At 67.1% G+C, this 18,616-nt stretch carries 20 protein-coding genes; 8 read left to right on the top strand and 12 right to left on the bottom strand.

Going from position 1 to position 18,616, the window contains the following annotated elements; translation table 11 throughout:
- Positions 1 to 28: 28 nt before the first annotated feature.
- Positions 29 to 1,795 carry an arginine--tRNA ligase gene (gene argS, locus GGC47_RS23340; RefSeq protein ID WP_142022653.1) on the bottom strand — a complete coding sequence of 589 codons (1,767 nt, stop codon included), beginning with the start codon at positions 1,793 to 1,795 and terminating at the stop codon, positions 29 to 31.
- Positions 1,796 to 1,981: 186 nt separating this feature from the next.
- Positions 1,982 to 3,229, bottom strand: coding sequence for a deoxyguanosinetriphosphate triphosphohydrolase (locus tag GGC47_RS23335; RefSeq protein WP_142022652.1), 1,248 nt, complete (start codon positions 3,227 to 3,229; stop codon positions 1,982 to 1,984).
- An 86-nt stretch (positions 3,230 to 3,315) separates the two neighbouring features.
- Between GGC47_RS23335 and GGC47_RS23330 the strand changes: the two genes are divergently transcribed.
- Positions 3,316 to 3,666: a HesB/IscA family protein gene (locus GGC47_RS23330; RefSeq protein WP_038365549.1), complete on the top strand. Its 351-nt coding sequence runs from the start codon at positions 3,316 to 3,318 to the stop codon at positions 3,664 to 3,666.
- Between the two features lie 6 nt (positions 3,667 to 3,672).
- Here the strand turns inward: GGC47_RS23330 and GGC47_RS23325 are convergent, their stop codons facing one another.
- From GGC47_RS23325 to GGC47_RS23315, 3 genes are all read right to left on the bottom strand, one after another.
- Positions 3,673 to 4,653, bottom strand: a complete 981-nt coding sequence (locus GGC47_RS23325) for an HD-GYP domain-containing protein (RefSeq protein WP_370955859.1) — start codon at positions 4,651 to 4,653, stop codon at positions 3,673 to 3,675.
- 338 nt (positions 4,654 to 4,991) lie between these two features.
- Entirely contained in the window at positions 4,992 to 5,606 is a 615-nt protein-coding gene (locus GGC47_RS23320) for a cold-shock protein (RefSeq protein WP_038365547.1), read from the bottom strand.
- Positions 5,607 to 5,790: 184 nt separating this feature from the next.
- On the bottom strand, positions 5,791 to 6,546 hold the full coding sequence (locus tag GGC47_RS23315) for an SIR2 family NAD-dependent protein deacylase (protein ID WP_142022651.1): 756 nt from the start codon (positions 6,544 to 6,546) through the stop codon (positions 5,791 to 5,793).
- Between the two features lie 108 nt (positions 6,547 to 6,654).
- On the opposite strand from GGC47_RS23315, the gene GGC47_RS23310 reads away from it, so the two are divergent.
- The gene (locus GGC47_RS23310) at positions 6,655 to 7,839 is read left to right on the top strand and encodes an aminotransferase (RefSeq protein WP_142022650.1); all 1,185 of its coding nucleotides are present in this window, start codon (positions 6,655 to 6,657) and stop codon (positions 7,837 to 7,839) included.
- Between the two features lie 144 nt (positions 7,840 to 7,983).
- Here the strand turns inward: GGC47_RS23310 and GGC47_RS23305 are convergent, their stop codons facing one another.
- Together GGC47_RS23305 and GGC47_RS23300 are read right to left on the bottom strand one after the other, a co-directional pair.
- Positions 7,984 to 8,376: a hypothetical protein gene (locus GGC47_RS23305; RefSeq protein ID WP_112763188.1), complete on the bottom strand. Its 393-nt coding sequence runs from the start codon at positions 8,374 to 8,376 to the stop codon at positions 7,984 to 7,986.
- Positions 8,377 to 8,483: 107 nt separating this feature from the next.
- Complete coding sequence (locus GGC47_RS23300) at positions 8,484 to 10,013, bottom strand: UxaA family hydrolase (protein WP_142022649.1); 1,530 nt, start codon at positions 10,011 to 10,013, stop codon at positions 8,484 to 8,486.
- A 209-nt stretch (positions 10,014 to 10,222) separates the two neighbouring features.
- Here GGC47_RS23300 and GGC47_RS23295 point away from each other — a divergent pair, with 209 nt between their 5' ends.
- Positions 10,223 to 10,942 (top strand): L,D-transpeptidase, encoded by a 720-nt coding sequence (locus GGC47_RS23295; RefSeq protein ID WP_142022648.1) that lies wholly within the window; start codon positions 10,223 to 10,225, stop codon positions 10,940 to 10,942.
- Between the two features lie 87 nt (positions 10,943 to 11,029).
- Entirely contained in the window at positions 11,030 to 11,344 is a 315-nt protein-coding gene (locus GGC47_RS23290; RefSeq protein ID WP_038365539.1) for a hypothetical protein, read from the top strand.
- A gap of 392 nt (positions 11,345 to 11,736) precedes the next feature.
- Here GGC47_RS23290 and GGC47_RS23285 read toward each other — a convergent pair whose 3' ends face one another.
- Positions 11,737 to 12,084, bottom strand: coding sequence for a phasin family protein (locus GGC47_RS23285; RefSeq protein ID WP_038365537.1), 348 nt, complete (start codon positions 12,082 to 12,084; stop codon positions 11,737 to 11,739).
- Positions 12,085 to 12,465: 381 nt separating this feature from the next.
- On the opposite strand from GGC47_RS23285, the gene GGC47_RS23280 reads away from it, so the two are divergent.
- Complete coding sequence (locus tag GGC47_RS23280) at positions 12,466 to 14,073, top strand: SPOR domain-containing protein (protein WP_248311218.1); 1,608 nt, start codon at positions 12,466 to 12,468, stop codon at positions 14,071 to 14,073.
- A 55-nt stretch (positions 14,074 to 14,128) separates the two neighbouring features.
- Here the strand turns inward: GGC47_RS23280 and GGC47_RS23275 are convergent, their stop codons facing one another.
- Together GGC47_RS23275 and GGC47_RS23270 are read right to left on the bottom strand one after the other, a co-directional pair.
- Positions 14,129 to 14,848 carry a DnaJ domain-containing protein gene (locus GGC47_RS23275; protein ID WP_038365536.1) on the bottom strand — a complete coding sequence of 240 codons (720 nt, stop codon included), beginning with the start codon at positions 14,846 to 14,848 and terminating at the stop codon, positions 14,129 to 14,131.
- A complete protein-coding gene (locus GGC47_RS23270; protein ID WP_370955807.1) occupies positions 14,845 to 15,585 on the bottom strand; it encodes a VWA domain-containing protein in 741 nt (246 codons plus the stop codon). The genes GGC47_RS23275 and GGC47_RS23270 overlap by 4 nt, the downstream gene beginning before the upstream one ends.
- A 93-nt stretch (positions 15,586 to 15,678) precedes the next feature.
- Between GGC47_RS23270 and panC the strand changes: the two genes are divergently transcribed.
- From panC to GGC47_RS23255, 3 genes are all read left to right on the top strand, one after another.
- Positions 15,679 to 16,527: a pantoate--beta-alanine ligase gene (panC, locus tag GGC47_RS23265; RefSeq protein WP_429069104.1), complete on the top strand. Its 849-nt coding sequence runs from the start codon at positions 15,679 to 15,681 to the stop codon at positions 16,525 to 16,527.
- Positions 16,528 to 16,740: 213 nt separating this feature from the next.
- Entirely contained in the window at positions 16,741 to 17,193 is a 453-nt protein-coding gene (locus GGC47_RS23260) for a hypothetical protein (protein ID WP_429069101.1), read from the top strand.
- A 5-nt stretch (positions 17,194 to 17,198) separates the two neighbouring features.
- Positions 17,199 to 17,702: a MarR family winged helix-turn-helix transcriptional regulator gene (locus GGC47_RS23255; RefSeq protein WP_429069099.1), complete on the top strand. Its 504-nt coding sequence runs from the start codon at positions 17,199 to 17,201 to the stop codon at positions 17,700 to 17,702.
- A gap of 24 nt (positions 17,703 to 17,726) precedes the next feature.
- On the opposite strand, the gene GGC47_RS23250 is transcribed toward GGC47_RS23255, so the two are convergent.
- Both GGC47_RS23250 and GGC47_RS23245 read right to left on the bottom strand, forming a co-directional pair.
- Positions 17,727 to 18,164 carry a DUF1489 family protein gene (locus GGC47_RS23250; RefSeq protein WP_038365531.1) on the bottom strand — a complete coding sequence of 146 codons (438 nt, stop codon included), beginning with the start codon at positions 18,162 to 18,164 and terminating at the stop codon, positions 17,727 to 17,729.
- A 66-nt stretch (positions 18,165 to 18,230) separates the two neighbouring features.
- Positions 18,231 to 18,587 (bottom strand): VOC family protein, encoded by a 357-nt coding sequence (locus GGC47_RS23245; RefSeq protein WP_429069097.1) that lies wholly within the window; start codon positions 18,585 to 18,587, stop codon positions 18,231 to 18,233.
- Positions 18,588 to 18,616 lie beyond the last annotated feature (29 nt).

The raw sequence follows: 18,616 nt of genomic DNA, 5'->3' as shown, positions 1-18,616 counted from the left end.
TTGTGCGCGCCGCCGGAATAGTGCCCCGTCAGCGCATCTCTTCCGGCGCCGCAACTCCGGCGACAGCCAGACCGGAAGCAAGGACGCTGCGCACCGCATGTACGAACGCCAATCTCGCCAAGGTCGACTTTCGATCAGTTTGATTAACGAACCGTAATTGCGGCGAGTCTTTGCCCTTGTTCCAGAGAGAATGGAACGCGCTCGCCAGTTCATGCACGAAGAATGCCACGCGATGCGGCTCGTGGGCCGTGGCCGCGCCTTCGATGATCCGCGGATAGGCGGCGATCATCTTCACGATGCCGACCTCGGCCTCATCCACCAGAATCGACAGATCCGCCTGCGACAATGCAGCGGGGGACAGGTCGAGATCGGGGAACGCCTCGCGGGCCTGCCGGAAGATCGAGGCGCAGCGCGCATGGGCATACTGGACATAGAAGACGGGATTGTCCTTCGACTGCTCGACCACTTTCGCAAGATCGAAGTCCAGTGTCGCGTCGTTCTTGCGGAAGATCATCATGAAGCGCACCGCGTCGCGGCCGACCTCGTCGATGACCTCGCGCAGCGTGACGAAGTCGCCGGAGCGCTTCGACATGCGCACCTGCTCGCCATTGCGCAGCAGCCTGACGAGCTGGCAGAGCTTGACGTCGAGCGAGCCCTCCCCGTTGGTCACGGCCTTCACCGCGGCCTGCATCCGCTTGACGTAGCCGCCATGGTCGGCGCCCCAGACGTCGATCATCTCGGCAAAGCCGCGCGTGAACTTCGAGCGGTGATAGGCGATGTCGTTGGCGAAATAGGTATAGCTGCCGTCCGACTTGAGCAGCGGCCGGTCGACATCGTCGCCGAACTGCGTGGCGCGGAACAGCGTCTGCTCGCGATCCTCCCAGTCCTCGTCCTTCTGGCCCTTGGGCGGCGGCAGGCGGCCTTCATAGACCAGGTCGCGCGCGCGCAGATCCTCGATCGTCTCAGCGACGGCATCCTTGTTGCCGTCGACGGCCTGCAGCGAGCGCTCCGAGAAGAAGACGTCGTGGACGACGCCGAGCGCGGCGAGATCGTCGCGGATCATCGCCATCATGCCGTCGATGGCGGCCTGCCGGACGAGCGGCAGCCACTCGCTCTCGGATTTGTCCTTCAGCGCCGGACCGTACTGCTTCGCCAGCGTCTCGCCGACCGATTTGAGGTAGTCGCCCGGATAGAGCCCCTCGGGAATCGCCCCGATATCCTCGCCCAGCGCCTCGCGATAACGCAGGAAGGCCGAGCGGGCGAGCACGTCGACCTGCGCGCCGGCATCGTTGATGTAGTATTCGCGCGTCACGTCATGGCCGGCGAAGGCGAGCAGGCGGGCGAGCGCGTCGCCGAACACCGCGCCGCGGCCATGGCCGACATGCATCGGCCCGGTCGGATTGGCCGAGACGTATTCGACATTGATCTTCGGCGCAGGCTTGCCCCTGCCGCGGCCATAGTCGAGCCCCGTCTCGATCGCGGATTTCAGGATCGCAGTGAACACCGCCGGCTGCAGCGTCAGATTGATGAAGCCCGGCCCGGCGATCTCGGCCTTGGCGATCTCGGGATCGCGCGACAACTCCTCGACCAGCAACGCGGCCAGCGCGCGCGGATTGGTGCCGGCCTCCTTGGCGAGCACCATCGCGGCGTTGGTGGCGAGGTCGCCATGCGCCGGGTCCTTGGTCGGCTCGACCACGACACGCCCGAGATTGAGCCCGGCGGGAAGCGCGCTTCGCTCAGCAAGCGCCCAGAGCGCGGCGTGAAGGCGAGCGGAATAGGTCTCGAACAGGTTCATCGTGGTCATCTTGTCGGCAGGAAACTTCCGAGCCCTCATCCTGAGAAGCGTTTCTGCGAAGCGCGTCTCGAAGGATGATCCAGGAGGCTCCGGAAACCGCTGGAGCATCCTTCGAGACGCGGCCTTCGGCCGCTCCTCAGGATGAGGGCTCACCAAGCTCGAACATTTTTGTACGGCCGCCCGGCCCTATCGCAGCGAGGGGGTGACGTCAAACAGGCGGCGATGCTCGTCGAGCGCGTACCAGTCGGTCATGCCGGCGATGTAGTCGGCGATGCGGCGCATGCGGCGATGCTCGTCGAGCCCGTCGCAACCCGCCGCCCACTCCTGCGGCATCGCCAAGGGATCGGCGCTGAAGCGCGCAAACAGCTCCCGCACCACCTGCGCGGCCTGGGCGCGGATCGGCGCGATGCGCGGATGACGGTACATATTGGGATAGAGAAAGCCCTTGATGTCCCGGTCGGCCGCCTCGATCGCCGCCGAGAAGGCGACGACCGGCTGCCCTGCCCGCCTGATCGCATCGGCCTCAGTGGGCGCGAGCGCCTCGAGCCGCCGCTGCGATTCTGCGATCACATCCTCGACGAAGCGGGTGATGACGCGCCTGACGAGCTCATTGGTCAGGCGCGCTTTTTCGAGCCCCGGATGCAGCCGCTCGATCTCGTCGAGCAGCCCGGCCAGGAACGGCACCGAGCGCAGGGCGGCATGGCCGAACAGCCCGGCCCGCAAGCCATCGTCGATGTCGTGGGCGTTGTAGGCGATGTCGTCGGCGAGCGCGGCGGCCTGCGCTTCGGCCGACGCATAGCTGTCTAGCCAGAGATCCTGCCGATGCTGGTATTCGACGATCGCCGCCGGAATGCCGGTTTTGGCGTAGCGCGCCGTCGGCTTCCCTTCGGCGTCGAGCAGCGGGCCGTTGTGCTTGACCAGCCCTTCCAGCGTCTCCCAGCTCAGGTTGAGCCCGTCGAAATCGGCATAGCGTTGCTCGAGCCGGGTCACGATCCTCAGCGTCTGGGCGTTGTGGTCGAAACCGCCGAACCCCGCCATGCATTCGTCGAGCGCATCCTCGCCGGTATGGCCGAAGGGCGTGTGGCCGAGGTCATGGGCCAGCGCCAGCGCCTCGGCCAGATCCTCGTCGAGACCAAGCGCACGCGCCAGCGCCCGGGCGATCTGCGCCACCTCGATCGTGTGGGTCAGCCGCGTGCGGTAATGGTCGCCCTCATGCGAGACGAAGACCTGCGTCTTGTGCTTGAGCCGCCGGAAGGCGGTCGAATGGATGATGCGGTCGCGATCGCGCTGGAATTCGCCCCGCGTCGCCGAGGCGGGCTCACCGACGAGCCGGCCGCGGCTCATGCTGGAGCGGCACGCATAAGGAGCGCGCCAGCGCTCACCGGGCTCAGCGCCCGCTGAGAAGACCGATGTCGGGATGTGCGGATGCGGCATGGCAGCCTCGTCGCCGCCCCGTGCTTGTAGAGGCGCTGCCGGGCCATTACCTTTACGGACAACCAGGGTGCAAGGAACATCTGCCCATGTCGACCGATCTTGCGGTCAACCCGCGCGGCATCGCGGTGACGGCAAACGCCGCGAAACGGATTCTCTCGGTGATGGCAAAGGAGCCGCCGGGCGCGATGCTGCGCGTCAGCGTCGCCGGCGGCGGCTGCTCCGGCTTCCAATATGTCTTCGATATCGAGGAGAAGAAGGCGCCCGACGATCTCGTCATCGAGCGCGATGGCGCGACCGTGGTGATCGACGAAACCTCGCTCGACCTGCTCGAAGGCTGCACCATCGACTTCGTCGACGACCTGATCGGCCAGTCCTTCCGGATCACCAATCCGAACGCGACCAGCTCCTGCGGCTGCGGCACGTCCTTCGCGGTCTGAGCCGGTTCAGGCCGCGTCCTCGGCCGCAGCGCTGGCCGCAGGCCGCGCCATCATCTTGCCGAGCCGCGCCACGGAGCTGCTCAGGACCACATTGCCGAAGGCGCGCAAGAGGTCCCGGTCGAGCTTGTCGCCCATGCCGATCAGCGTGGCGAAGGCTTCCTCCGGCGACATGGGCGCCTTGTAGGAACGACGTTCGATCAGCGCGGCATAGATGTCGCAGATCGTGATCATCCGGACCGGATCGGGAATTCTGTCGGCGCCGATGCCATGCGGGTAGCCGGAGCCGTCGAGCATCTCGTGATGCGACAGCACGGCGGCGAGCACCGCCGGCGCGAAACCGCCCTGCGCGACCAGCATGTCGTGCCCGATCTGCGGGTGCTGGCAGATGACGGCACGCTCTGTCGGCGTCAGGCGTCCTGGCTTGCGCAGGATATCGAGCGGGATTCGCGCCTTGCCGACATCATGCAGCACGGCGGCCGTCGTCATCAATTGCCGGTCGCTCTCGCCGAAGCCGAGCTTGCGGGCGAAGGCGGCGACCAGTCCAGAGACCAGAAGGCAGTGCTGGTAGGTGGCGTCGTCATGCTGCCAGACCATATCCAGCCAGGCATCGAGATTGCCGTCATCGGCCGCCCGGTTGATCGCCTCGACACTGTCGTTGATCGCCTGCACGGGCAGCGGCCCGTCGGAGCCGGCGGCTTCGAGCAGGCCGGCGAATGCGGCGGAAGCCCTGACGAATCGCCGCTGCAGAACCGTTTCCGGCCCACTGCCCCGCAGCAAGCCGAGCATGGCCCCGACCTTGTCGAGCAGCGCCGACGGCGGCGTTTCGGCCGGCAGGATCGCCTGGGCCCCGAGAGCGTTCGCCTGCATCTGGCTGCGCGGCGACATGTCCCGCAGGAGGAAGAGGAAGGGGGCGCCGGACTGTCGGTGAGTCGCGAGCGCCGCGCTCGCCGAGACGATCGTCGCGGGCCGGGAGAGATCGAGATCCACGATGAGCAAACGACCAGCGGCCTTGCGGATCTCGTCGATCTCGGCGAGGTCGAAGGCCCTGCACGCTCCCCAGACCGAGAGCGCGCGTTGCAGCGACTGACGCTGCTGATCACGATCGCTGACGAGAAGGACGATGGCGCTAGGTCTCCGGCAAGACCTCCATCTTAGCCCGGCCGATTGACGAAGCGTAAAAACCGCAGCCGGAATTCGCCCCAGGCGGGTGCCGGCGCGATAAAAAACCGGCAAGGGACGATAACCTTGCCGGCGTGCTTACCGGATTCTCAATTTAGAGCTCCCAACAACCCCAGAGGGGTTTCGATGGGGTTTGTCGAAGGCCCTCAGTGCGATGCGGCGGCGCCGCCCGGCTCGAGCCGGATCTCCGCAGCCATGAGCCCCTTCGGCCCCGGTCCGTAGCGCACCAGCACGGTCTGTCCCGGAACGAGCTCGACGAGCCCGTAGCGGCGCAGCGTCTCCATATGCACGAACACGTCCGGCGCCCCTTCGCCCTTCGAGACGAAGCCGAAGCCGCGCAGCCGGTTGAACCACTTCACCACCATCGGCTCCAGGCCGCTCGTCGGCGCCACGGTGACGTTGGTGCGGGCGAGCGGCATCTCCGAGGGATGCCGCGCCACTGTCGTATCGATCGAGAGAACGCGGACCGCCTGACGCCCCCGCGGCTTCTCGACCGCCTCGAGCACGATGCGAGCACCTTCCGCTATCGCATTGAATCCGTCGCGTTTCAGGGTCGTGACATGGAGCAGCACATCCGCCCCGCCGGTCTCGGGAACGACGAAGCCGTAGCCCTTCGACACGTCGAACCATTTGACGTAGCCGCTGGTCTCGACCGGGACCTCCGAAGCGTGAGGGCTTGGCCCATCGAGGCGCACGACACGGTTGAGTGACTGGATGGGACCCATCGGTGGTCGCCCGCTCTCACCGAATTCGTCGGACATTTGCCGCTCACCCCACGCAGAACGTCTTGATTCGTGACATTACGATAGCACTGCTGCGGATTCGGGGAACACCCCCGAAGATCTCGTCCACATAATCTCCAGCGGAAAGTTCACTTTTTCGATCGGGAAAGCTGGAGCCGTGAGCGAGTCGGTGCCTTGTCTCGGATCGGCGCAGGCCTGTCGCTCAGGACAGGAGCGGCGCCAGGGCCTTGCCGCTTTCGGCCCGGATCACGAGATCGGCGATCGCGTCGAGCTCCGTCGGCTCGCGGTTGAGGATGACGAGCCTCGCCCCCTGCCGTTTGGCGATGACGGGCAACGTCGCCGCCGGAAAGACCACGAGCGACGAGCCGACGACGAGGAAGAGGTCGCATTCCAGCGCCAGTCCTTGCGCCCGCATCATCGCCTCCTGCGGCATCGCCTGCCCGAAGGAGATCGTCGCGGATTTCACCGGCCCGGTGCACATCAAACAGGACGGCGGCTCGCCCGTCGCCTCGAAGGCCGGCCGGATCGCGGCGAGCTCATGCCGCCAGCCGCAATCGAGGCAGGTCGCATAGGTGCCGTTGCCGTGAAGTTCGATCACCTGCTCCTCCGGCACGCCGGAAGCCTGGTGCAGCCCGTCGATGTTCTGCGTCACGATGGCGGGCGAGCGCCCATCCGCCACGAGTCGCGCCAAAGCGCGATGGCCGATATTGGGCTGCGCGTCGCGGTAATGGTCGTCCATCGTGAATTTGCGCCGCCAGGCCTCCCTGCGCGCCTCGCGGCTCGTCACGAAGGCCTCGAACGGGATCGGCTTGTTGACCATCCAGGGCGAGCCCGGCGAGCGGAAATCCGGCACGCCCGATTCGGTCGAGATGCCCGCGCCGGTAAAGCTGACGATCCGGTTCGCGCGATCCAGCATCGCGTGCAGCTCGGCGATCGCATCCTCTGTCTCGTCCTGCATCGGCTCGCCCGGTTTTATGGAAATGGAACACCTCCAGATATGGAACGCCGCTGCGACGCTTCCAAGGCGATTGACGCAAGGCCGGCGCCGCAGCAAACCAGACTGATCATGCCGACACTCTCCCCCGCCGCGCTGAATCCCGACCTGATCGATACCGGCACTCCGCCGATTCCGGAGGCGCAGGGCTGGGCCAGGTCCTATGACGGCCGCCATGGCCCGCTGATCGACCTGTCGCAGGCCGTGCCCGGCTCGGCCCCGCCGGAAGCGCTGCTGCGGAAGCTGGCGGAAGCGGCGGCGGAGCCCGGCAGCGCCCGCTATGGCGGCATCACCGGCGATGCCGCTTTGCGTGAGGCCTATGCCGCCGAGATCGCGGGCATCTATGGCGCGCCCTTCACGCCGGCGGAGATCGCGATCACGTCGGGCTGCAACCAGGCCTATGTCGTGACGATGATGGCGCTGGCCCGGGCCGGCGACAACGTGCTGCTGCCGACGCCCTGGTATTTCAATCACGAGATGACGCTGACCATGCTCGGCGTCGAGGCACGCCCGCTGCCCTGCACGCCCGAATCCGGCTTCGTGCCGGATGTCGCCACTGCCGAGGCGCTGATCGACGAACGCACCCGCGCCATTGTGCTGGTGACGCCGAACAACCCGACCGGCGCCGTCTATCCGCCGCAGACCATCGCCGCCTTCGCCGCGCTCTGCGCAAGGCGCGGCCTCTGGCTCGTGCTCGACGAAACCTATCGCGACTTCCTGCCCGAGGGGCTTGCCAGGCCGCATGAGGTTTTCTGCGCAAGCGACTGGCAGGATTCCGTGATCGGCCTCTACAGCTTCTCGAAGGCCTATGCCGTTCCGGGCTGGCGCCTCGGCGCGATCACGGCCGGCGAACAAGTCCTCGCCCAGATCGGCAAGGTGCTCGACTGCGTGCAGATCAGCCCCGTCCGGGCCGGTCAGGCCGCCGTGACCTGGGGCATCGACGGCATCCGCGACTGGCGCGAGCGCAACCGCGCCGAGATCAACACCCGTGCCGGCCTCTTCCGTGAGACGATGGCGCCGCTGAACGGCTGGCGCGTGCTCTCGGCCGGTGCCTATTTCGCCTATGTCGCGCACCCCTTCGCGGGCGCGAAGGCGGCCGAAATCGTGCGCCGGCTGGCGCAGGAGCGCGGCGTGCTCGCCCTGCCCGGCCCCTATTTCGGCCCCGGACAGGAAAACCATCTGCGCATCGCCATCGCCAATGTCGCCGCCGACCGGATCGGATTGCTGGGCGAGCGGCTCAGGGGCTTTTCGTTCTAACCTGATCTGAACGCCGTCATCCCGGACAAGCCGCGGTAGCGGCGCTGGTCCGGGATCCATCGAAGGGCGCTGCGCTCCATGATGGATTCCGGGCCTCCGCTTCGCTCCGCCCGGAATGACACGATAGTTCCAAGGCCTAAAGGCCTACCGAAACATCTCCGCATAACGGTCCCGGTAGGCCCAGACCAGCGGCAGCCCCAGGACGACGAGGACCGCTGCCACCGGCAGACCCTGCGGGTTGATCGTGGCGTGGAAGAGCACGATTACCGCCATCACCGGCGCGATCAGCGCGAGCCCGAAGGCCGGCACGACGTTGGAGATCAGGCTCAGGCCCCCGGTCAGGTTGATCGCCTTCACGAAGGGCCAGAAGAAGCCGGAATCCTGCAAGGCCGCCTCGAAGGCGGCACCCCGCGCGCTGGTCGGCGGATGGATCAGGTTCATGCCCGTAGCGAGCCACCAGAAACCGTCGACGGCGCTGATGAGGAAAATCAGCCCAAGCAGGATGCGCGGGGCGGTCACGAGAAAAAGATTCTTCATGGGAATCCAGGCCGATGCGAGAACAGGCCGGCGCCGCTCTCGAGCAGCGCCGGCCTGTTCCTTGATCGCTTCGGCCTCTCGCCGGGTTCAATCGGCGAGACGAAAAACTACATCGTCGCGCCGATCTGCCACGGCACGTATTCCGCGTCGCCATAGCCGAGCAGCTCAGACTTGGTCTTCTCGCCCGACGCGACCTTCAGCAGCTTCTCGAAGATCTCGCGGCCCTTCTGCTCGAGGCTGACGCCGTCGAGCACATCGCCGCAATTGATGTCCATGTCGTCGATCATCTTCTCGTAGATCGGCGTATTGGTGGCGAGCTTCACCGAAGGCGTCGGCTTGCAGCCATAGGCCGAGCCGCGCCCCGTGGTGAAGGCGAGGATGTTGGCGCCGCCGGCCACCTGCCCCGTCGCCGCGACGGGGTCGTAGCCGGGCGTGTCCATATAGACGAAGCCCTTCGCCCTCACCGGCTCGGCATAGTGATACACCGCCGAGAGCGTCTTGGTGCCGCCCTTGGCCGCCGCACCGAGCGACTTCTCCAGAATGGTGGTCAAGCCCCCCGCCTTGTTCCCCGGCGAAGGGTTGTTGTTCATGCTCATCCGGGCGCGTTCGGTATAGTCCTCCCACCACTTGATGATGCCGACAAGCTTCTCGCCGACCTCGCGCGTCGCGGCGCGGCGCGTCAGGAGATGCTCGGCGCCGTAGATCTCGGGCGTCTCGGAGAGGATCGCCGTGCCGCCATGCTCGACCAGGATGTCGACGGCCGCACCCAGCGCCGGATTGGCGGTGATGCCCGAATAGCCGTCAGAGCCGCCGCATTGCAAAGCCAGCATCAGTTCGGAAGCCGAGACCGTCTCGCGCACCGCCCGGTTGGCGATCGGCAACATCACCTTCAGCGCATCGATGCCGGCGGCGACGGCCTTCTTGGTCCCGCCCGTCTCCTGGATCGTCAGCGTGCGGAAGACGTCGCTTTCGGTAACACCGTAGGCTTCCTTCATCCTGCTGATCTGGAAGCCCTCGCAGCCGAGGCCGACGACCAGCACCGCCGCCATGTTGGGGTTGCAGGCATAGCCCCAGGTGGTGCGCTTCAGCACCTCGAAGCTCTCGCCATTATAGTCGATGCCGCAGCCGGTGCCGTGGGTCAGCGCGATCACGCCGTCGACATTGGGATAATCGGCGAGCAGGCCGGAGCGCTTCACCTCCTCGGCCATGAAGCGCGCGGCCGAGGCCGAGCAGTTCACCGAGGTCAGGATGCCCACGTAGTTGCGCGTGCCGGCCTTGCCGTTGGCGCGGCGGAAGCCCTCGAAGGTCGCCTGCTGCTCGACCGGCAGCACGAATTCGGGCTTGGCCTCGGCCGCATAGGCATAGTCGCGCTCGAAGGCGTGGAAACCGGTATTGTGCTCGTGCACCCAATCGCCCGGCACGATGTCATCCGTCGCGAAGCCGATGATCTGGCCGAATTTGCGGATCGGTTGATCCTTGGCGATCGGCACGATCGCCATCTTGTGCCCGCGCGGAATGCGCTTCAGCGCCTCCACGCCGGCCGCGGTCACGCCTAGATCGACCGGATCGACGGCGACGACGACATTGTCGGCGGCGTTGAGCTTCAGCGTGCGGGGCGGCGCGGATTTGTCGAGCATGGCGGGAACCGAGATCTCCGGACGCCGCGATGGCGGCGCGCGTCCCTAGAGATGCGCCCAACCGGCCGCGTTTTCAATCGGTTCAAAGGAGGAAACGGTCATGCGTCAGACTCGGGCGCCGGCTAAAGAACGAACGCCCGCGGCAAGGTTCACCCAACAGTAACCATCCAAGCCGATGTATCTCCTCAGACCTGCCTGAGAGATACCCCATGCTGACGCGCCGCTCGTTTACGTTTCCTGCTCTGTCCGTCGCGGCGGCAGGCTTGGCCGGCTGCGGGTCGAGAAGCATCGTCGCGCTGCCGGAGATCGGCTCAGGCGCGATCGCCCAGAGCCCGCAGGGCCTCGTCACGCGCACCTTGGCACGGCCCAACTATGCCGAGGTCTATGCCGATTATCCCGGCGAGCGCTTTCCGATTTCGGCCATCGACTATCAGCGCATCGATCCCCGCTTCCTCCGGCAGACCGTGGCGTTTCCGCGCGACGACAAGCCCGGCTCGATCGTCGTCGATCCCGCCGGCTACCATCTCTATTTCGTCGAGTCACCGCGCGTCGCGACGCAATACGGTGTCGGCGTGGGGCGCGAAGGCTTCGGCTGGTCGGGCGCCGCCCGGATCAACATGAAGCGGGACTGGGCCGACTGGGTCCCGCCGCCGGAGATGATCGCGCGCGATCCCGAGATCAGGTCCCAGCTCGAGCAGACGCCGCGCGGCCTTGGCGTGCGCGGCGGCTCGAAAAGCCCACTCGGCGCCCGAACGATGTACCTCTTCGGCGAAGGACGGGACCTCGGCTACCGTATTCACGGCACATTCGAGCCCTACACGGTCGGCACCAATGTCTCGTCGGGCTGCATCCGCATGATCAATCAGGATATCGCGCATCTCTACGCGCGCGTATCGCTCGGCACCCCCGTGACGGTGCTGCCTGCGTGAGCAGGGCCGGATGAACGGCAGCGCTCGGACCGGTTCATGTTCCGTTGAACTTCTGTGTGTTTTGATGGGTATTGAAAGGAGTTTGCCATGCGCAAGCTGTTGATTTTTGCGACGATTGCGGTCGGGAGCGCGCTCGCCGCGCCGGCCATGGCCACCGAGGCCCTGCCAAGGGAACTGGCCGCGCGCCTCGACAAGGCGCCGGCCGAATATTCCTGGTCGGCGGCAGCCGAGCGGCGGCACATGATCATGGAAGAGACGATGCGCCAGCAGCGCTACGGTCGCGGCTACGGCCCGCCGCGTGGCTATGGCCCACCGCGCGGTTATGGCTACGGTCCCCGCCCGGGCTGGGGCCCGCCGCCTCCGCGCTATTATGCTCCGCCCCCGCCTCCCGGCTGGTGGTAATTCCGAGAGCGACGGGCAACCGTCGCTCTTTTTTTTGATAGGCAGGCGCGCTTGCCAGCCGGGCCATCTGGCGGCGATCTCCGCCACGCTCCACCTTCTACTGACCTGAGATCCTGAAGGCCGCGCTCGATCCGCCTGGGCAGGCGGCTGCGACAAGCCGATGCTCATGACCGGCTCGAAGAAGCCTTCCACGCTGGCGCTTTTCGAGGCAGCGGGTTTCGAGCCATCCAAGACCGGCCTTCAGGCCAGACGGCTTCCGGCCCGCACCGGATAAGCGGCAGCCGGCGCAACGAAAAACCCCGGCCTTGCGGGCCGGGGCTCTCAAACGCAACTGAACTCTAGGCAGCACCGGCAACGCGGATCAACCGCGCCACAGGATCACTTGCCGCAAATCACTTGCCGGCGGCGGCCGGGACAGCCTTCGAGACGATACCTTCGAACGGCTTGTAGGCGTCCTTGGCGAGAGCGGTGTAGAGCTCGCCCATCTTGGTGAGCTGGGCGACAGCGCCCTCGAACGAGGTCTTGACGTAGTCGGCCTGGATCTCGAGAGCCTTGTCGAAGGTCTTCACGCCGGCGAGCTTCTCGAGCGTCGCGGTGCTGGCCTCGAAGGACTTCTTGGCATAGTCGGTCGCCTCGACGGCGATCGTCTGAACGCCCTTGGAGGTGGCGCCGAAAGCCTTCAGAGCGGCATCGACGTTCTCTTTGGAAGCCTTCTGGATGGTCTCGAATTGCTGGATCATGGCTGGTCTCCTGGCACCTTGGGTGCGGCCTCTGGTGACGGGCGTTGTCTCGCCCTGACGTGTCGCCCCAAGGTCGGATGAAGAGATCACCACCGGGGACTGCCGCTATATTGTGCAGCGCAACATGAATGTCAAGCGAACGCTGCAATGCACCAAACGCATATCGTTCCGATCGCAACCATTCAAGTTTTAACGGCTCCGTAACCGCGTCCGCCTAACCTCTCCCTCTGTGTCCTTCGCGCCACGTCAACCAGCGCGCGGAGGTCGGACTTTTGAGTATCGAGTTCGGGGCGTTTCATGGTGTTTGGTTGCGTTGGGTTGCGGCGTCCGCGTCTGCGGGTCGTCGCCGGGCTGATCGGAGTTGTCGCCATTGCGGCTACGATGGCCGCTTCCCCCGCCGAGGCGCGCAAGCGTCGCCATCATGCTGCGGGCGGCGGTGGCTACACCCCGCCCTATGCCGCGATGGTCGTCGACGTGAAGAGCGGGCGCACGCTGCACGCCGTCAATGAAGACGCGGCCCGCATCCCCGCCTCGCTCACCAAGGTCATGACGCTCTATCTGTTGTTCGAGCAGATGGAACGCGGCCGCTTCGACATGGATTCCGAGCTCAAGGTCTCGTCCTATGCGGCCTCGCAGCCGCCGACCAAGCTCGGCCTGCGCGCCGGCTCCACCCTCTCGGTCGGAGACGCGATCCGCAGCATGATCACGCTTTCGGCCAATGATTCCTCCGTCGTCGTCGCCGAGAATATCGCCGGCTCCGAGGATGCCTTCGCCGAGATGATGACGCGCAAGGCGCGCTCGCTCGGCATGAGCTCGAGCCGCTTCTACAATCCGCACGGCCTGCCGCATTCTCCGCCGAACCTGACGACCGCGCGCGACCTCACCATCCTGGCCCGCGCCATCCAGGAGCGCTTCCCGCGCTATTTCGCGCTCTTCCAGACCCGCGCCTTCCAGTATGGCAGCCGCACCATCCGCGGCCATAACCGCCTGCTCGGCAAGGTCGAGGGCGTCGATGGCATCAAGACCGGCTACACCCGCGCCTCCGGCTTCAACCTGATGACCTCGGCCAAGGCGGACGGTCACCAGATCGTCTCCGTCGTGCTCGGCGGGCGCTCCGGCGCCTCCCGCGACAAGATCATGACCGACCTCGTCCTCGCCAATCTGCCGCGCGCCTCGACCAGCGGGCGCTCCTCGGTGATGGTCGCCGAGGCGCCTGAGCGCGAGGAACGCCCGCGCCAGGAAGAACGCCCGCGTCCCGAGGAGCGCGTCCGGCCGGAAGAGCGCCCGCGCGTCGCCGCCCTCGCCGAGCCTGCGCCGATCCCGGTGCCGCGTCCGGAGAACGTCGCCGCGCCGCAGCCTCAGCCGCTGCCGGTGGCCGCCCGCTCCTATGCGCCGATGCCGACCCAGACGCCGATCGCGCCGCCGCGTCCGATTGCCGCCGGCCAGCCGCTGCAGATCTCCGGCATGCGTCCGGTCACCGCGACCACCACGCCTTCGGCGATGCGCTGGTCCATCGGCGCCCAGCCGGCCGATGCCAAGGTCCTGCGCCCGCCGGCGAATGTCGACACCACCTCCTCGATCGCGCGACTGGCCGAGCCGGCCACCGAGCCCGTGAAGGTTGCGGAGAACAAGGTCGAGGCCCCGGCCGCCACCATCGCCCGCAAGTCGGACGCCGTTCCCGCCAAGGCACAGGCTCCCGAGCCTGCCCCGGCCATGTCGCATCAGGCCGCGGTCGTCGCCTCCGGCAAATGGGTGATCCAGCTCGGCGCCACCGACGACAAGGGCAAGGCCGAAGAGATCCTGGCCCGGGCCCGCGCCAAGGCGGCCGGCTCGCTCGCCAGCGCCTCCGGCTTCACCGAGAAGGTCGAGAAGGGCGGCTCCACCCTCTTCCGCGCCCGCTTCGCCGGCTTCGACGACTCGAAGGACGCGCAGAACGCCTGCAACAGGCTGAAGCGTGGCGGCTTCTCCTGCTTCGCCACCCGTAGCTGACCGGACCGGGAAAGGAGTTCACGCCATGTCGCAGACCTACTCCGGAAGCCCGTCGCTATCCCCGCTTCAGAAGGATGTCCTTGGCCTGGTTGACGCGAGCGGCAAGGCCGCTCGTACCCCCGGCATCCGGATGAATCCGCTTCATCAGGGATCGGTGGGCCTCACGGACCGCCTCCTCGCCCGCCCCCTGCTGAAGCCCCAGGATCTCGTAGGCCTCCTGCTGCGACATCGTGCCCGTGCCCGGCGCGCCGCGCTGCCCCGCGTCACCGTCACGATCAGCGTCTTCACGCCAGCCGGGCGACCGGCGGTCGAGATATGCCTCTAGCAGGCGAGCCCCGTCAGGATCTCGCGCCAGGCAATCGCGCATCAGAGCGCCGAGATCCGCCTGGCCCAGGCTGTCGAGATCGAGCCCGGCATAAGCTCCGCTCTTGACCCGGCCCCGCATCGCGCCGCTGTCGTGATCGAGTTCCATCGCAAGCAGGACCGACTGCACCTGCGAGGTCGCGCCCGGCGCCGGCCCGGCGCGATCGGCCCAGGGAAAGCGGATGCCGCCCGGCCCGGTGGCGCTCCAGCCGAGCAGCCAGGCGCCGATGCCGCCGAGAAAGACGGCCATGTCCAGCCGTCCGCGCACCATCAGCAGGGCGGCGACACCCAGCGCAGCGACCCCGCCCACGGTCTTGGCAAGCTTGGCGACGATCTTCGGATTGGCGCCGGCGAACAATTTCACCAGCCACCAGACGAGAATGAGAACGGCGACGCCGTAGAGCAGGCTCACCCGCGCCCTCCTTCCATCGCCGCGATCAATCCTTTGACCGCCGGGCTCGCGCCGGCGAGACGCAGCATCGCCTCGCGCCCGCCCGCGGCATAGGCCGCCGCGCCGCGCAGGAGCTCCAGCAGCGAGGCCGGTGCATTGACGTCGAAGCGCGCATGGGCGCCGCCGGTCAACCTTGCGATGCCGGCGAAGGCACGGCTCGCCGCCGGCTCGGAACCCTCCTGGAACACAAAGCCGCGGATACCGCGCAGGCCGAGCTCGCCGGCCAGCGCCGCGAGCGCATCGGCATCCTCCTCCATCGCATCGCCGACGAAGACGAAGGCCCGGATCGGCACGCTGCGCGCCTCGTCGCGCACATGCCTCAGCACGCGCGCGATCTGCGTCTGCCCACCCTCGCAGGCGATGCGGCCCATCAATCCCTTCAGCCGCTCGGGCTCGCCGACCCAGCCGGACGCCCGGCACTCGCCGAGCCCGCGGAAATAGACGAGCTGGACAGCGAGGCCGCCGCTCTCGGCCGCCACCTCGAACATCCGGCCCTGCAACGAGCAGGCGAGATCCCAGCTCGGCTGCCGGCTCATCGTCGCGTCGAGCGCGAAGACGAGGCGGCCCGCCGTTCCCGCCGCGAGCGGCGCCAGACGCTGCGCCGCGCCGAGAAAACGGTCGATCTCGCCCGGCTGCGACCGGCTGGCCGCCGCCGTCCCGGCGGCCTTGCCAACGGCACGGTCATTCTTCTCGCTCATGACGCGACGGGGACCTTTCTGAATCACTTCCCATCCTGATATTGGCCACAGCGGCCGCATTTGCTACCCGTCCGCCAAACGGAGGACGCGAGAGTGGCTGGGATCACGGTTTTCGAGACGGTCGCCGCGATGCGGGAAGCCGTCGCCGGCTGGCATGCGGCAGGCGAAAAGGTCGCGCTGGTACCTACGATGGGCGCGCTGCATGAAGGCCATATCGCTCTGGTGAGCGAAGGCCAGCGTCACGCCCGGCGGGTCATCGTCTCGATCTTCGTCAACCCGACGCAGTTCGCCCCGCACGAGGACTTCAAGAAATATCCGCGCACTTTCGACGACGATTGCGCCAAGCTCGTCGCCGCCGGGGCCGATGCGGTGTTCTTCCCCTCGGTCGAGGAGATGTATCCGGCCGGCTTCGCGACCCGCGTGCTGCTGCTCGGCCCCGCCGCGGTCGGGCTGGAGGATCGCTTCCGGCCGACGCATTTCGAAGGCGTGGCGACCGTCTGCTGCAAGCTCTTCACCCAGTCGCGCGCCGACTGCGCCGTCTTCGGCGAGAAGGACTACCAGCAGCTCAAGGTCGTCACCCGCATGGCTGGAGATCTCGATCTCGGCATCCAGATCGTGCCGCTGGCGACGATCCGCGAGGCGGACGGCCTCGCCATGTCCTCGCGCAACCGCTACCTCTCGGCCGAGCATCGCGCGCTGGCCCCCACGCTTCATCGCGTCATGCAGGAACTCGCCGCACGCATCCGCAACGACGACCCGCTCTTCCAGGCGGTGACGGAGGCGCAGAACGCCATCATCACAGCCGGCTTCGAGCTCGACTATCTGGAAGCCCGCCATGCCGAGACGCTCGCGCCGGTCACCGCGCGCACGGACGGCCCCATCCGTCTGATCCTGGCCGCCCGCATTGGCGGCACGCGGCTGATCGACAATATCGCGGTGTAAGCGCTCGCAGCGATCTGCGCCGGCCGGCTCGTCCGCCTTTGCCGCGTCTGCACCGTTTCCTGATGAACTGCGGCCCGTCCCGCTTCGGGCGGAAGCCGCATGCCTGCGACAGTGCCAAAGCGCGTCTGCCAATTTATCTTGATGGTCAAGATAAATTGAAGTAAGCCCGCTCCGAACGCCCTTGGTAAGCGGGCGCAGGACGGGGCAACGGCAGTGGCGCTGATCATCGGAATGGCGATCCTCGCCGCCGCCACGGGGATCGGCGGCGGGCTATACGAGTTCATCGTGATCGATCCGGCCTGGCCGAACCGGCCGTCCCTGGTCCAGCCGAAGCATGGCGGAGTATCCCGCAAGCGCTTCTGGATCCCGCAGCATATCGTCTTCGAGTTTCTGCTCGTTGCGGCGCTGGTCGCGGCCTGGACGGCATCCGGCGTTCGGCAGTGGCTGCTGGTCGCCGTCGCGACCCATGCGGCGATGCGCATCTGGTCGGCATTCGACTTCATCCCGAAGGCCCTCGCCTTCGAGCGAGCCGAGGCTGACAGCGTCGCGCCCGAAGCGGCCCGGCGCTGGACCAGGCGCAGCCGCTTCAGAATGCTGCTCGATCTCGCGACGCTGGCTGCGTTGCTCGCCGCATTCCGGGCAGCCACCCAGAGCGCTGGCCTCTGATCGCCATGTCCGATCGCGACAATGACGCACTCCTGCGCCAGCTTGGCCTCGCGGTGAGGCGGATGGGCGCGCAGAGCGTGCTCAGCAGCGCCGCCATGGCGAGGCGGTTCGGGCTGCATCCGACCGATCTGGAGGTTCTCGACCTCATCTTCCTACGTGAGACCGTCACGGCCGGCGAGCTCGCCACGGCCACCGGCCTGACCTCGGGCTCGGTAACGGCGCTGGTCGACCGGCTGGCGGCGCGCGGTTACGTCACCCGCCGCCGGGACGAAGCCGATCGGAGGCGCATGCTGATCGGCGTCGTGCGGGCCGCGACGGCGCCGATCGAAGCAGCCTTTGAGCCGCGCCGGGTCGCCATGCACGCGCTCTGGTCGAGCTACGACAATGAGACGCTGCGCGCCGTGACCGACTTCCTGACGCGCAGCACGGAGCTGCTCGTCCGCTACACCGAGGACATTGCCGCGCCGGCTGAAACCGGAACGATCAATGGAACGACCGAGCCGGGCTGAGGCGCGGCACGACCCGCCCTCACTCTACAGCAGCCCGAGCCCCGCCAGCTCCCGCCGCAATTCCTCCGGCATCTCGCCGAGATCGCCGCCATGCTCGGAGAGGTCGCGCGGCGCGTCCTTCGCCTGCAGATAGCGCCAGCCCTGGAAGGGCCGGAACGGGCGCGGCTCGACCGGCACCACCACCGGCTCCATGACCAGATGGCAGCGGCCGATGCCCTCGCCATCGGTGAAGGGGCGGATGTCGGTGAGACGCTGCCGCGCCGAGATCTGTCCCTTGATCACCCAGTAGAGCGAGCCGCCGTCGAGGATCTCCTCGATCTTCTTGGGGACCATGCGCGTGGTGTGCAACTGCTCAAGCGGCTCGCCGCGGGCACGCCGCTGCGCCTGGCGTTCGGCGATCCAGTCCTCAAGGTCGCTGATCGATTCGGCGCCGACGCAGAGCTTGAGCAGATGAAGGGACATGGCCGGTAAAATAGGCTCCTCTGAGCCGCCGGGCCAGCCTCCCGCACGCTTCTCCACAGACGCTCCTCAACGGCCATGCGCGAGCACGTTGACCAGCCGTCCGAAGGGATCGCGCAGGAAAAAGCGCCGCACGCCCCAGGGTTCCTCAATCGGCCCGTATTCGATCGGGAGGCCCGCGGCCCGAACCCTGCGCAAGACCGCCTCGATATCGTCGACCTCGATCGAAAGATCGGGTACTGGCGTGCCCGAGCCGCCTTCGCTGGCGAAGCCGAGCTGCGGCCCGGCGGGGTCTCCCTCCGCCGCATAGGTCTGGATCCAGCCGTGATCCATGACGGGGTGCATGTCGAAAATGCTGCCGTAGAAGGGCTTCGCGAGGCCCGGTTCGGCCGTTAGCATATTCGCCACGATACGCTTCACTGTCATTTTCCCTCCCGCAACTGGCTACGGACGTT

The organism is Allobosea sp. OAE752, assembly GCF_050433265.1.
Taxonomy (GTDB): Bacteria; Pseudomonadota; Alphaproteobacteria; order Rhizobiales; family Beijerinckiaceae; genus Allobosea; species Allobosea spartocytisi.
Note: the sequence above shows the minus strand (reverse complement) of the source record. Positions and strands in the feature narration are given on the sequence as shown.